The following is a 13317-nucleotide window of genomic DNA, read 5'->3' as shown; positions in this document are numbered from 1 at the left end:
GGCTTTTGTCCATGGCTCTGGCGCCGATGCCCACCATCGCGCCGCCGCGCAAGGAGGAGCCGAACCTCGCGGGCCTGAGCGAGATCCCGAAGGAACTGATCTGGAACCGACCGGAAAAGGAGGAGGACGAAAAGCAGAGAGCCTCCTTCGCTGCATTCTCCACGGCGCAAGAGCAGTTGCCTTGGGACGCCGTGGAGCCGGTGCCGTTCACGCCGATTGTTGCGGCCAAAGAGCGGACGCCGAACGTGGGCGGCAAGACTGCACCTGCGGCAGTGACGCGCGCGCCGGTCCAGCTTGCGAGTGGTGACATCGGCAACTGGCTGAAAGCCAAGGTCAGGGAGATCAAGGGCGCCGACCGCTCGCGGCCGCTCTATCACTTCGAGCTCTGGCTGGAACCGCCGCCTGCTGTGAAGGGGCGCCTGGTCGGCGTGTCCTACGCCTTCAATTCGCCCGCCATCAGGCCGCAATCGCAATCCTCGAGCGACCGCGGCAGCGGCTTCCGCATCAGTGCCGGTGGGCTGGCGTGCGCCGATGAGATCGTCGTGACCTTGCGCTTCGACGACGGGCGCGTGGAGACGGCCGCCGTCGACGGCTGCAAGCTCTTGAGTTGAGTGCCTCAGCGAATCCCGGCGACTTCGGCGACGAGCTCCCGGAAGCGCGGGCGCTGCTGCTCGATATAGGGCAGGGGGCGGCACACATCGATCGCGGCGATGCCGATGCGCGTGGTGAGCGCGCCGTTGAACACGCCTTCGCCTAGCCGCGCCGACAGCCGCGCGGTCAGCCCATGGCCGATGACCTGTTGGAGGACGTCGTCGCCGAGTGCGATGCCGCCGGTCAGCACGATATGGGTAACCACCATGCGCGCGAGCTTCAAGAGCGACAGCGTGCCCGGCCGCGCACCGTAGAGCGTGGCGAGCTTGCGCAGCATGCGTAAATTCTGGGCGCCGACGAACAGCATGTCGATGACCGCGTTCGGGCTGACGGCGGTGACCACCGAGACGCGCTTGGCGGACGCCGCGACGATGCCGCGGGCCACGGGATCGAGCTGGGCGATCAGCGTGCGCTCATCGAGGCGCAGCAACTCCTCCGCATTCATGATGTCGTGCTCGTGCTCGGCGAGACGCTGCAAGCCCCAGGCGAGGTCTTCGCGTCCCGCATAGAAGCGCTTCAAGCGCCGCGTAACGTCGACCGCGAGCGCCTTGTCGTTCTGGCGTGCGGCGCTGTCCGCCTCGTGGCGAATCTTTCCCAAGCGTCCAAGACGCAGCAGCCCTCCCGCCTCGCGCAGAATGATCATGACCAGCGCCAGGATCACGAGCCCGACCAGGCCAACCGCCGCCCATCCGATCCAGTCGTCCCGGGCGAGAAGCTGAAGCACCCAATCGTAGAGCCATAGCGAGGCGATGAGGCCGACCAGCCCGCCAAGCGCGCCCAAGAAGATGCTGCCCCAGCGCAAGCCCCGTTCGAGCTTGGGCATGGTGCGCACCTGCGCGGGCGGTGTGGGCTCGGCGGGAAGCGTGGCCGGAATCGCCTCCGGCGGCTCGAACACCTCGACGTCTTCGACGCGGAACGAAGCGGGCTTCCGGCGCGCGGTCTTGTTCATGCGAGGCGGTCTCCGATCAGGGCCTGGATGGCGCGGTCGAGCCTGATATTTGGGAACGGCGCGAAGCCGCCGGAAGGCAGGCCTTGCGGGTCCGGCGGGCGGAAGCGCACGAAGCGCATGTCGCCGTTCTCGGTCTTCCAGCCTTCGAGGGCCTTCTTGGGGTCTTCGGGCAGATCGCCCGGAAAGATGGCGAAGGGCTCGTTGCCGTCGAAGGTGCGCCGGCCGATCGTCTCGCCTGCAAGCGGATAGCCGACGATGCAGGGCAGCGTCTCGCCGTTGCGCTTGGCCTGTCCCTCGCGGGTGGCACGCACGGCGGCCAGCGCCAGCACCTTCACGTCGGCGCCGCCATAGCGCGCGCGTTCCAAGGCCTTGTCCGTGAGCAGCGACAGGATCGCTTCGAGCCGGTCGTGACTTTCATGGTGCAGATGATCGGCCTTGGTCGCGGCAAGCACGATGCGGTCGATCCTTGGTGCAAAGAGGCTGGACCACAGGCTGTTCGATCCCGTGCGGTAACATTCCAGGATCTCGGTCATGGCGCGTTCGAGGTCGGCCACCGCGGCGGGCCCGCTGTTCAACGCGGCGAGCACGTCGATCAGCACGATCTGCCGGTCGAGCCTGGCGAAGTGATCGCGAAAGAACGGGCGCACCACGTGGCTCTTATAGGCTTCGTAGCGCCGCTCCATCAGCGCCCACAAGGAGCCTCGCGCGAAGCTGGCCTCCTCCTTGGCATCGAGCGGCGCGAAGGTGAGCGCGGGCGAGCCTTCGAGATCGCCGGGCATCAGAAAACGTCCCGGTGGCAGCGTGGACAGCGCGTGCTGATCGGTGCGCGCCGCGCGCAAATAGGCTTTGAACACGTCCGAGAGTGTCGCGGCGCGTGCTTCGTCGGCCGGTGCATTCGGATCGGCCTCGCCGAGCGCCTGGTGCCAGTCCTTCGCGATCGCCTTGCGGTCCGCCACGCGCGACTGCGCGATCGCATCGCGCGACCACGTCGCGTAGTCGAGTTGCAGCAAGGGCAGGTCGAGCAGCCATTCGCCGGGATAGTCCACGATGTCGATATGCAGACGCTCGCGTCCCATCCGCCGTTTCCAGAACTTCGTCGAGGCGTATTCGAGCGTGAGGCGAAGCTGGCTGATGCGCCGTGTGCTGTCGGGCCAGGTGGGCGGATCGGCGGTGAGGTCTGCGAGATGCTTCTCATATTCGAAGCGCGGCACGATCTCGTCCGGTTGCGGTTCGAGATAGGCGCGCAGGAGACGTCCCTCCGCCGCAGCATCGAAAAAAGGCAGGCGTCCGCCGGCAATGAGGTTGTGCACCAGCGCGGTGATGAACACCGTCTTGCCGGAGCGCGCGAGGCCGGTCACGCCGAGCCTCACCGTCGGCGTGACGAGGCCCGAGGCGAAGTCGCCGATATTGCGGACGGCGTCGCCGGCGGCATAGGTGTAAGTGGAGAGCGGCACGTTTCAGTTCGGTCCTTTTCAGTCGATGCCCCCCGTGCCAGGCGCCTCATAGCGCGCCCGCGCGGGCGAAGGAAGGGCCAGGAACATGTGGTACCTCGCCCCCCGGCTCTACCCAACAAATGTGCGCCGCAAGTCCAAGCCCTGCCTAGCAAATATGACGATTCCGCAACTGCGCGCCGGACACTGCTTTGTTTCTTGTCAACCCCGAGTGCCGTCTTGACTTGTCGACTCGCTTCCGTAAATACGGGGCAGCCCGGCAGGGGTGCTGACCAACCGCGCCGGACATGGGGAGCAGATGATGAGCCCAACGACGAATGGATACGTCCGGACATGACTCTCATGGCGACTGCAAAGAAAAAAACTCTCCCCGAAGATTATCGGCCCTCGGAAGATGAGCCGTTCATGAACGATCAGCAGCGGGCCTATTTCCGCCGCAAGCTGCTCATCTGGCGCGAGGAGATTCTCCGCTCGACCAAGGAGACGTTGCAGCATCTCCAGGACGATTCGGAGCAGCATGCCGATATCGCCGACCGTGCGACATCGGAGAGCGAGCGTGCGCTCGAGCTCCGGGCCCGCGACCGGCAGCGCAAGCTGATCGCCAAGATCGATGCCGCGCTGATGCGCATCGAAGACGGCACCTACGGCTATTGCGAGGAAACCGGCGAGCCGATCAGCCTGAAGCGGCTCGATGCCCGGCCGATCGCCACGTTGAGTGTCGAGGCGCAAGAGCGTCACGAGCGCCGCGAGCGCGTCTACCGCGACGAATAGTCAATCGGCCGCCGATAAGGGCGTGGCCACGTCTTCCAGCGCTTTGCGCTCGGCGGCGACGCCGTAGCGCGCGGCGATGACCGCCGCGGCGAGCATCAGCCCGGCGCCGAGCAGATAGCCGGCGAACAGGCTCATGCGCGAGCCGGTGTCGATCAGCGCGCCGAACAGAAACGGCGCGCCGATGCCGCCAATGCCGGTGCCCACCGCATAGAAGAAGGCGATTGCCAGCGCGCGGATCTCGAGCGGGAACGTCTCGCTCACGGTGAGATAGGCGGAACTTGCCGCGGCCGAAGCGAAGAAGAAGATCACGGTCCAGCAGACGGTCTGCATCGTGGCCGAGAGCACGCCCGCGGCGAACAGCGCGCCGGTCAGCGCCAGCAACACGCCCGACAGCGCATAGGTCAATGCGATCATGGGGCGCCGCCCCACCGTATCGAACAGGCGCCCGAGCAGCAGCGGCCCCAGAAAATTTCCGGCGGCGAAGGGCAGCAGGTACCAGCCTACCTGGCTCGCCGCGATGCCGTAGAAGTCTGTCAGCACCAGCGCATAGGTGAAGAAGATCGCATTGTAGAAGAAAGCTTGCGCCACCATCAGGGCAAGGCCGACCAGCGTGCGCCGGCGGTGGGCGTGGAACAGCGTGTCCCAGACCTCGCGAAGCGGCGTGAAGCGCCGCGATGTGAGCCGGAAGAGCGCGGGATCTTCATCCGGAATGACATGGCCACGAGCCCGATGATGGTCCTCGATGCGCTCGAGGATCGCGTGCGCCTCGTCGGCGCGGCCATGGGTCATCAGCCAGCGCGGCGATTCCGGGATCCAGGAGCGCATCGCCAGAATGCCCAAGCCCAGAATTGAGCCGATGAAGAAGGCAGCGCGCCAACCGATATCGGGCGGCAGCACGGACGGGTCGAGCAGGACGATGGAGCCGCCCGCGCCGGCGGCCGCCCCGATCCAGAAGCTGCCATTGATGATGAGGTCGGTGTGCCCGCGATAGCGTGCGGGCACGAATTCCTGGATGGTCGAGGCGATGGCCGTGTATTCGCCGCCGATACCGGCGCCCGTCAGAAAGCGGAACAGGGCGAAGCTCGCGAAGTTCCAGGAGAAGGCGGTCGCCGCCGTGGCCACGAGATAGACCGCAAGCGTGATGAAGAAGAGCCGCTTGCGGCCGAGTCTGTCGGTGAGCCAGCCGAACAGGAGCGCGCCGAGCACTGCTCCCGCCAGATAGAAACTGGAGGAGAGCCCCACCTCCGCGTTGCTGAACTGGAGGACGGGGCTTTCTTTGAGCGCGCCCGCCACGGCGCCGGCGAGCGTCACCTCGAGACCGTCCAGCACCCAGGTGATGCCGAGCGCCACGACGACGAGCGTATGGAACCGGCCCCAGCGCAGGCGGTCGAGCCGTGCCGGCACGGCCGTCTCGACGATTTGTGGCCGGACTGCGCTCACTCGCTACTACCGCTTGGCCGCGGCTCGATCGGGAAGTCGAAATAGGTGTCCGGATAGGGCTCCGGCTGATGCGTGTAGTGCCACCATTCGAACGGATAGTTCTTGAAGCCCTGTGCCTGCATCGCCGCGCTGAGCAGGGCGCGGTTCTCGATTTCAACCGGTGTCAGTCCGGGCGCGTCCGTGTTGGCCTTGGTGTCGAAGCAATCGAAGGTCGTGCCCATGGCAAGGCTGCCGTCCGGTGCATGCGCACCTTGAGGTGCGATGCAGCTCTTTCCCTCTGAGGGTGGATCCGCAGCGCCGATGGGGATCACGGTCAGATCGAGCGTGGCACCGCGGGAATGGCCCGAGCGCGTGGCGATGTAGTCGGGGAACAGGGCAGCCTTGTCGAGGCGCGGATACCACGCGGCCTTGGCGGCCGGATCGGTAGGCTGCTTGGCCCAGGCCACGAAGGCATCCACGGCTTGCGTCGGGCGGTAGCAGTCGTAGACCCGCAAGGAGAGCTTCTTCGGCTTGAGATCCGCCTGAACCTTTTTCAGCGCCTCGGCGGCCTGCCGCACCAGCACGCATTCAGGCGCGTCGTAGCCCGGCACCGGCGCACCGGTGAAGTTGTACGGGCCCGCATAGCGCATGTCCTGTTGGATGGAAGGATCGATGTCGCGGAGATAGACGAAATCCTCCGGCATCGAGTCCGCGCCCTGCGCGGCGGCCATGAAGGCCGGGGCTAGACAGGCGGCGAGGGAGGCAAGGACTGCCGAACGGCGACCAATCATAGGCCAAGCTTAGCTCATGGGCCGCGCTTCGCCATGAGTCGTGGAACGGAGACAAAAAAACTCCCCGCTGGAGGGCGGGGAGTGGAAGTGTTTGGGGGACTGACATGACTGGCAAAAACCAGTCGGTGTCGGACCATTAGCAGGGAACTGCCGGCGTCCTTACGATACGGGCGGTTGGCACTACCGGCGTTTACTCCATCCGCCTGCCCATCAGGGCGACCGTAAGACCGTATTCACTATCTACCGCAACCGGCCGCTCATCTCAAGCCAAACCGGCTGTGATATTCCAGCAACAGTCAACTGTAATCGGAGAAAAACCTTAGGATTTGCCGTAGTCGGCCGGGGGCCGGGCTTCGGTCTTGGCGATAATCACGTCATCATGGGGCGGATTGAGCGGGCGCGGACGCCCTTTGATTCCCGTGATTCCCGTTTCCACCAGCACGTCCACGGGCCCTCCGACCATCACCAGGTGCTCCACGTCATCCCGGCGTATGAGGTAGAGCGTGCGCTTGGAGTCCACCGCAGCGGTCTCGATCACGCCGAGCCTCTTCTCCCGGGCTTTGCGCAAGCTCGCCGAGCTCGCCTTGCCGAAGAACGTCCTGAACGCCCAAACCAAGAGCGCCAAGAGTGCGATGACGAAGAGAAGCGTGGCGACGCCAAGGATGAGGGTGTCGAAATCCATATCGGAAGGCTCCATACGAAAGCCGAACTTAACAGCACTTTAGGCGAGACGCTGCACCCTGAGCGCCGGCCCTCAAGCACGGGGCGATTCCAGGGGCCGCGACAGGACCTCGCGCCCATGACAATCTCCGGTCAAGACAAATCGAATCGGGTATTTTCTCAAGACATGACAGATATTGATGCGCCCATGCGCTACGCCGAGCCCATCGCCGACCGCGCCGAGCGGGACGGCAGCGTCGGCCTCGTTGTGCTGCTCGCACTGGCGCTCGCCGTGGCGGCTGTCGGCCTTGCCATGGTCTCGCGCGAGATGGCCGAGCCGTTTGTGCTGGCGATCCTCGCCGGTCTGGCGGTGGTCGGCGTGTTCTGCCTGTTCGCTGGCGCGGTCGGCATTCTTTATTTCGGTCAGCGCCACGCGCGCAACGATCTGACCAAGGCCTTCGTCGACAATCTGCCCCAAGGTGCCCTGATCGCCGATGCGGGCGGGCGCGTGCTCTATGCCAACCGGTCCTATCGCGAATTGCTGGGGCTCGACGCGGAGGCCGCCGTGCCGGCGCCCGATCGCGCCTTCGGCGGCAACCCGCATCTTGCCGAAGCCATTTTCCGGCTTGCCCGCGCAGCACAGCAGGGGCGCCGCCTGAAAGAAGAGTTCCGCCTGCCGCCGCCCGGCGAGGTGGAGGACGAAGGCGGCATCGCCCCGCGCTGGTTCCGCATTTCCGTGCAGCCCATGCCGCCGGAGCCGGCTTCGGGCCGCAAGGGCGCGCTAACCGTGTGGCAGGTCGACGAGGTCACCCAGGACCGGGCGCGCGAGGAGACCAGCTTCGCCAAGGTACAGGCAGCGATCGACTATCTCGACAACGCGCCGGCCGGATTCTTCAGCGCCGATGAGGATGGCCGCATCGAATATCTCAACGCCACGCTGGCTCAGTGGCTCAGGCTCGATCTCTCCGATGCCGCGAGTGGCCGGCTGTCGCTTGGGAAGATCATGTCCGACGATAACGCGGCACTGATCGCGGGCGCCGGCCGCGGCGAGACGCAAGGCGGCATCAGGCATTTCGACATCGATCTTCTCAAGGCCGACGGCACGACGATGCCGGTGCGCGTTCTGCATCGGCTGCCGCGTGGGCATCATCTCGCCCATGTGCTGATCCTCAACCGCGGACCGGGCGAAGCGGAAGAGGCGGGCGCGGCGGAGCTGAGATTTGCGCGGCTGTTCCACGCCGCGCCCATTGCCATCGCCACGGTGGATGCCGACGGTATGGTCAGCGCCACCAACGCCGCCTTCGTGCGCATGTTCGGCGCAGACGCCGAGACCGACGGCGGTGACAAGAGGAGCCTGGAGCGCTTCGTCGAACCGGCGGACCATCAGGCGCTGGGCAAGGCTCTCGAGGCGGCAACCGCGGGCCAGGGCGTGATCGAGCCCGTGGACGTGACTTTTACCGGAACCGAGGAGCGCAGCGGCCGACTTTATCTGAGCCCGATCGAGCACACCCTAGGCGACGGCGAGGCGGCTATCGCCTACGCCATCGACACCACCGAGCAGCGCGCGCTGGAAATGCAGATCGCGCAGAGCCAGAAAATGCAAGCGGTGGGTCAGCTCGCCGGCGGCATCGCCCACGACTTCAACAATATGCTGACGGCGATCATCGGCTTCTCCGACTTCTTGCTGCTGAACCACCGGCCGACCGATCCGGCCTTCCAAGACATCATGAACATCAAGCAGAACGCGAACCGGGCCGCGGGGCTCGTGCGCCAGCTGCTTGCCTTCTCCCGCCAGCAGACCTTGCGCCCGCAAGTGCTCCAGCTCGGCGACGTCCTGTCGGAGCTTTCCATCCTGCTCGGCCGCCTGCTCGGCGAGAATGTCGAGCTCAGCCTCGATCAGGCCAGCGATCTGTGGCCCGTCAAAGCCGACCTTCATCAATTCGAGCAGGTCGTCATCAATCTTGCCGTCAATGCGCGCGACGCCATGCCCGGCGGTGGCAAGCTCGCCATCCGTACCGCCAATGTGAGCGAGCCCGAGTCCCGCGAGCTGGGCTTGAGCCACATCCCGCCCGGCGAGTACGTGATGATCGAGGTGTGCGACACCGGCACGGGCATGAGCGATGAGGTGAAGCAGAAGATCTTCGAGCCGTTCTTCTCCACCAAGGAGATCGGCCGCGGCACCGGGCTTGGTCTTTCCACCGTCTACGGCATCATCAAGCAGACGGGCGGCTACATCTTCGCCGAGAGCGAGGAGGGCGAGGGCACCGTCATGCGCGTCTTCCTGCCGCGCTATGCCGAAGATGCCGCGGAGGCCGAAACCGAGCCGGAGCCCGCGAAGGCTGAACGCAAGCCAGAGAAGCCCAAGGACTTGACCGGGCAAGGCACGGTGCTGCTCGTCGAGGACGAGGACGCCGTTAGGAGCTTCGCCGCCCGGGCGCTGGGCACGCGCGGCTATCAAGTGCTGGAGGCCTCGACCGGCGCCGAAGCGCTCGAAGTCTTCGAGGGCCATGACGGCGATGTCGATCTCGTCGTCAGCGACGTGGTGATGCCCGAGATGGACGGCCCGACGTTGATGAAGGAGCTCCGGCGCGACCACCCGGACCTCAAGATCATCTTCATGTCCGGCTATGCGGAAGACGCCTTCCGCCGCAACCTGACCGAGAACGAGCACTTTATGTTCCTGCAAAAGCCCTTCGATCTGAAGCAGCTTGCGGCGGCGGTGAAGGCGGCGCTGGAAGGCTAGCCGCTTTCCCCGCGGAAAGGCCCCGGCCTGCGGCCCTTTGTGGCTTCCCTTGCGCGCCGTTCGCGTCTAAGGCGAGACGCGAAATCCACCCCGACCGGAGAATGACGCGTGCCCGATTACGAGGTCATGCCTGCCGAAGAGGACGGCGAGCCGCAACGCAGACGGCGCAAGAAGCCGAAACTGCCGTGGCTCACCATCGAGCGCTATGGCGGGCGGCTCCTTTATGTCTGGTTCGGCATGCGCTTCATGACCTTGATGAAGCTCTTCTGGCGGGGCCGCTTCTCTTTCACGCTGAACTGCATCCCGGACACGCTGGCGCTGTTTATTTGGGTGCCGTGGAACACGCCGCTCACCTGGATCTCGGAAGCCATCTACAAGCAGAAGGCGGAAGCGCTGCCCCTCGATACGCCGCCGATCTTCGTCGTGGGCCATTGGAGAAGCGGCACCACGCTGCTGCACGACCTCTTCTCCGAGGACCCGAACCTGGCCTACCCCACGACCTATGAGTGTTTCTTCCCGCACCATTTTCTGCTGACCGAAGGCCGGCTCGATCACGTCTTCAAGGTGCTCCTGCCGAAGCGCCGCCCGCAAGACGACGTGCCGGTCGGCTTCGACCGCCCGCAGGAGGAAGAGTTCGCCATGATCATGCTGGGCGAGGGCTCGCCCTACAACACCATGGCCTGGCCGCGCATGGGGCCCGTCGACACCGAATATCTCGACTTCGAGGGCCTGCCCGACAAGAAGGTGAAGAGTTGGGCGGACACCTTCATGTGGTTCTACCGCCGGCTCATGCTCAAACATCAAAAGCGCCTGGTAATGAAGACGCCGGCCAACGCCGCGCGCATCAAGGTGCTGGCCAAGCTGTTTCCGGATGCGCGCTGGGTGTTCATCGCCCGCAATCCGCTCGACGTGTTCCCGTCGACCGTGAAGCTGTGGCGCGCGCTCTACTCGACGCAAGGCCTGCACAACCCGCCCAATCTCGAGCCGTGGCTCGATGACTATGTGCTCGACATCTATGAGCGCTTCACCAAGGCCTATGAACGTGACCGGCATCTGATCCCCGAACAGAACCTGGTCGAAATCCGTTACGAGGACCTGATCAAGGATCCGGTTCAGTCGATGCGCGACATCTACCAGAGACTCGGACTCGACGAGTTCGACGAGGCGGAAGGACCCATGCGCGCGATCCTGACCGACCGCTCCGACCACAAAGTGTCGTCCTACCGCCTGCCCAAGCCGCTCGCGAAAAGAATCGCCGAGCGCTTGAAGCCCTTCATCGACCGCCACGGTTACCGCGAAGCGGTGGATGCCACGCTCGCCGAGCCTGACGTGGACACAAAAGCGCCGCTTCCCGAAGAGGCAGCGTCGTAGTTCGGACCTGACGAAGGATGCGGGGCGACACGCGGAAGGGAACGTCCGGCGCGCAACCGGCGTTGTTCGGAGAAGAGTTCGACTTCGATAAGGAAAATGACGATGCCCGCAAACGCTTCCGTCCCGCGCAGCCCGCGGCAATTTCAGTCTTCTGACACCGACTTCCTAGCCGAGACCGTGGCCCAGATCGAGGAAGGCACCATCCGCAACCCGCTCGCTGCGGTCGCCATCGCGGCAGGCACCGGATTCCTGTTGAGCAAGTTGAGGGCGGACAAGCTTGCCTGGCATCTCGGTCTCTTCCCGGCGATCGCCGGGGCCGCGGCCGGATACTACATCAAGCGCTGACCTATCAAAGATGAGGCGGCGCCGCCCGCTGGCGGCGCGCGCTTTTGCAAGCGTCCTAGACGGCGTCCTTGGCGGCCTTTACGGGGCGCACTTTCAGCACCTTGCGGGCGGGCTTCGCCTTGAACACGGTCGGCTCCTTGGTGAAGGGGTTGATGCCCTTGCGCTCCTTGGTGGCCGGCTTCTTGACGACAACGAATTTGGCGAAGCCGGGCAGCATGAACTCGCCGGTCTTCTTCATCTCTTTGTAGCCGTGGGTCGCGAGCGACTCGAGAACGGCCTTCACGTCCTTCTTCGTCAGCTCGACGTCGTCGGCAATGGTTTGAATGAGTTCGGTTTTCGACATCATTTGATTTGCACTCCTAAAAAATAAGGGGAAGGCCTCGGCCGCCGAGGCGGCGCCGGCTGCATCCATACCCTTGACGCATGGCCGATTCGGCCCGGTTTGTCTGCAAAGAAGGCGAGGATGCTGTTGGTATGTCTAATGCCCGGTTTAAGGCGGGAAGGCCCTCAGGAGCTTTTATCGGGCGTCCCTTGCCTCGATGCGATGCCCCAAACGGCGATGAACATGGCGGCGATCAAGGGCCCCCCCACGAGGCCGTTGAGCCCGAGGACGGCGATGCCGCCGAGCGTCGAGATCAGCACCACGTAGTCGGGCATGCGCGTGTCCTTGCCCACGAGATAGGGCCGCAGCACGTTGTCCACGAGGCCGATCACGCCCGCGCCGAAGGCGATGAGCACGAGGCCCTTCCAGAGCGCGCCCACGGCGAGCAAATAGAGCGCCACCGGGACCCAGACCACCGCGGCGCCGACCGCCGGCAGCAGAGACAGGAAGGCCATCACCACGCCCCACAGCACCGGTGCGTGAATGCCGAGCACCCAAAAGATAAATCCGCCGAGAAAGCCCTGCACGATGGCCACCAGGATCGTGCCTTTGATCATGGCCCGCACGACGACGGCGAATCTCTCGAACAGCCCGCGCTTCTGCTCCGACGCCAGCGGAACCGCATCTTTGATTCGCTGGGACAGCGCGCCGCCGTCGCGCAGCAGGAAGAACAGGAGATAGAGCATCACGAACAGGCTGATGACCAGGTTCGCCGTGCCTTGGCCCACAAGTACCGCCTGCGCGGCGAAGAACTGGCTGCCCTCTTTCAGCAGCGCCACCACGCGCTGTTGGATGTCGCTCACATCGATGACGCCGACGCGCGCCAGCAGGCCCGAGGCCCAACCCGGCAGCGCCTCGAGGACGCGCTGGAGCTTCTGCCCGAGATTGAGCTCGCCCGACTGCACCTGGCCGTAAAGCGTGGTCGCCTCGCTGACGAGCGAGGCGACGGTGAGCGCCAAAGGCAGCAGCACGATGGCCACGATGAGCAGGAGCGTGATCAGCGCCGCGAGATTCGGCCGCCCTGGCAAACGGGCGAGGACCCAACGCTGGGCCGGCGCAAACACCGTGGCCAGGATCGTGGCCCATAGGATCGCGCCATAGAACGGCAAGATGATCCAGGCGAAGGCGAGCGACGCCACGACGAGCAGCACGAGGAATGCTTTGTCCTGAAACGCGCCGCCGCGCCTGCCCTCGCTCATCTGTGCGTGTCGTCCCTCGGCCTCATGCGCCGCCGATCATAGCGGCTTGCAACAACGGCGCGACAAGCTTTTGCGAGAGGAGGATTTTGCGAGGCGAGGATTTTGCGAGGGGAAGATTTTGCGAGGGAAGAGCCCGCGAGAGGCGGCGACGGGACGCCAGATTTGCGCTATGTTCGAGGCGTAGCATCCCCGCGTTCCAGTGGGGGACGGCGGGGGGTGTCGTCCTGAAGGAGGGAACAATGCGGAAGATTGCGCTTCTCCTGACAATGGCGTTCGCCTTGCTGCTGGCAGGCGCGCTCGGCTTCCAGGCCGACGCGACCGTAGGCTCCGGCACACAAGGCCTGCCCACCGCGGCGAAGAATTTCTCGCCTATCGACCGGGTGGCCTGCCGCTTCGCCGGGCCCTCGTGCCCGGAGGGCTATACGCGGATCTGCCGGCCGTGGAAGTGCTGGTGCGCCCGCTGCAAATAGGGTGAGACTGCTGGGCATTTTGCTGGCCGCCCCTCTCGGGCGGCCTTTTTCTTTGCGCCACGGGTGAATTTCGATGAGAACATCTTGGCAACAGAGAACAAAGCGTGTACAGTGC

13 protein-coding genes are annotated in these 13317 nt (G+C 65.0%); 6 read left to right on the top strand and 7 right to left on the bottom strand.

What is annotated here, in order from left to right:
* Nucleotides 1-611: hypothetical protein (locus ACSLE4_RS03520; protein ID WP_435903099.1), on the top strand; the 611-nt coding region annotated here is incomplete at its 5' end.
* A gap of 5 nt (nucleotides 612-616) precedes the next feature.
* Here the strand turns inward: ACSLE4_RS03520 and ACSLE4_RS03515 are convergent.
* Both ACSLE4_RS03515 and ACSLE4_RS03510 read right to left on the bottom strand, forming a co-directional pair.
* Complete coding sequence (locus tag ACSLE4_RS03515; RefSeq protein WP_435903098.1) at nucleotides 617-1600, bottom strand: YcjF family protein; 984 nt, start codon at nucleotides 1598-1600, stop codon at nucleotides 617-619.
* Nucleotides 1597-3054 carry a YcjX family protein gene (locus ACSLE4_RS03510; RefSeq protein ID WP_435903097.1) on the bottom strand — a complete coding sequence of 486 codons (1458 nt, stop codon included), beginning with the start codon at nucleotides 3052-3054 and terminating at the stop codon, nucleotides 1597-1599. Before ACSLE4_RS03510 ends, ACSLE4_RS03515 begins: the two co-directional genes overlap by 4 nt.
* 339 nt (nucleotides 3055-3393) lie before the next feature.
* On the opposite strand from ACSLE4_RS03510, the gene dksA reads away from it, so the two are divergent.
* On the top strand, nucleotides 3394-3822 hold the full coding sequence (gene dksA / locus ACSLE4_RS03505) for an RNA polymerase-binding protein DksA (protein WP_435903100.1): 429 nt from the start codon (nucleotides 3394-3396) through the stop codon (nucleotides 3820-3822).
* On the opposite strand, the gene ACSLE4_RS03500 is transcribed toward dksA, so the two are convergent.
* From ACSLE4_RS03500 to ACSLE4_RS03490, 3 genes are all read right to left on the bottom strand, one after another.
* Nucleotides 3823-5262 carry an MFS transporter gene (locus ACSLE4_RS03500; protein WP_435903096.1) on the bottom strand — a complete coding sequence of 480 codons (1440 nt, stop codon included), beginning with the start codon at nucleotides 5260-5262 and terminating at the stop codon, nucleotides 3823-3825.
* The gene (locus ACSLE4_RS03495) at nucleotides 5259-6032 is read right to left on the bottom strand and encodes a M15 family metallopeptidase (RefSeq protein ID WP_435903095.1); all 774 of its coding nucleotides are present in this window, start codon (nucleotides 6030-6032) and stop codon (nucleotides 5259-5261) included. Before ACSLE4_RS03495 ends, ACSLE4_RS03500 begins: the two co-directional genes overlap by 4 nt.
* A 319-nt stretch (nucleotides 6033-6351) precedes the next feature.
* Nucleotides 6352-6714, bottom strand: coding sequence for a flagellar biosynthetic protein FliO (locus ACSLE4_RS03490; RefSeq protein ID WP_435903094.1), 363 nt, complete (start codon nucleotides 6712-6714; stop codon nucleotides 6352-6354).
* A 165-nt stretch (nucleotides 6715-6879) separates the two neighbouring features.
* On the opposite strand from ACSLE4_RS03490, the gene cckA reads away from it, so the two are divergent.
* The 3 genes from cckA to ACSLE4_RS03475 all read left to right on the top strand — a co-directional run bounded on the left by cckA (nucleotide 6880) and on the right by ACSLE4_RS03475 (nucleotide 11151).
* Nucleotides 6880-9435, top strand: coding sequence for a cell cycle histidine kinase CckA (gene cckA, locus ACSLE4_RS03485; RefSeq protein ID WP_435903093.1), 2556 nt, complete (start codon nucleotides 6880-6882; stop codon nucleotides 9433-9435).
* Nucleotides 9436-9543: 108 nt separating this feature from the next.
* Complete coding sequence (locus ACSLE4_RS03480) at nucleotides 9544-10806, top strand: sulfotransferase family protein (protein ID WP_435903092.1); 1263 nt, start codon at nucleotides 9544-9546, stop codon at nucleotides 10804-10806.
* Between the two features lie 102 nt (nucleotides 10807-10908).
* Nucleotides 10909-11151, top strand: coding sequence for a hypothetical protein (locus ACSLE4_RS03475; RefSeq protein WP_435903091.1), 243 nt, complete (start codon nucleotides 10909-10911; stop codon nucleotides 11149-11151).
* A 55-nt stretch (nucleotides 11152-11206) separates the two neighbouring features.
* Here the strand turns inward: ACSLE4_RS03475 and ACSLE4_RS03470 are convergent, their stop codons facing one another.
* Nucleotides 11207-11494 (bottom strand): HU family DNA-binding protein, encoded by a 288-nt coding sequence (locus tag ACSLE4_RS03470; RefSeq protein WP_069623593.1) that lies wholly within the window; start codon nucleotides 11492-11494, stop codon nucleotides 11207-11209.
* A 164-nt stretch (nucleotides 11495-11658) separates the two neighbouring features.
* A complete protein-coding gene (locus ACSLE4_RS03465) occupies nucleotides 11659-12732 on the bottom strand; it encodes an AI-2E family transporter (RefSeq protein ID WP_435903090.1) in 1074 nt (357 codons plus the stop codon).
* Between the two features lie 239 nt (nucleotides 12733-12971).
* On the opposite strand from ACSLE4_RS03465, the gene ACSLE4_RS03460 reads away from it, so the two are divergent.
* Entirely contained in the window at nucleotides 12972-13202 is a 231-nt protein-coding gene (locus ACSLE4_RS03460) for a hypothetical protein (RefSeq protein ID WP_435903089.1), read from the top strand.
* The last annotated feature ends 115 nt before the right edge of the window (nucleotides 13203-13317 follow it).

The sequence above is a fragment of the Methyloceanibacter sp. genome (genome assembly GCF_051306395.1).
In the GTDB taxonomy this organism is placed as follows: domain Bacteria; phylum Pseudomonadota; class Alphaproteobacteria; order Rhizobiales; family Methyloligellaceae; genus Methyloceanibacter.
This window is presented reverse-complemented; position numbering and strand designations above follow the sequence as displayed.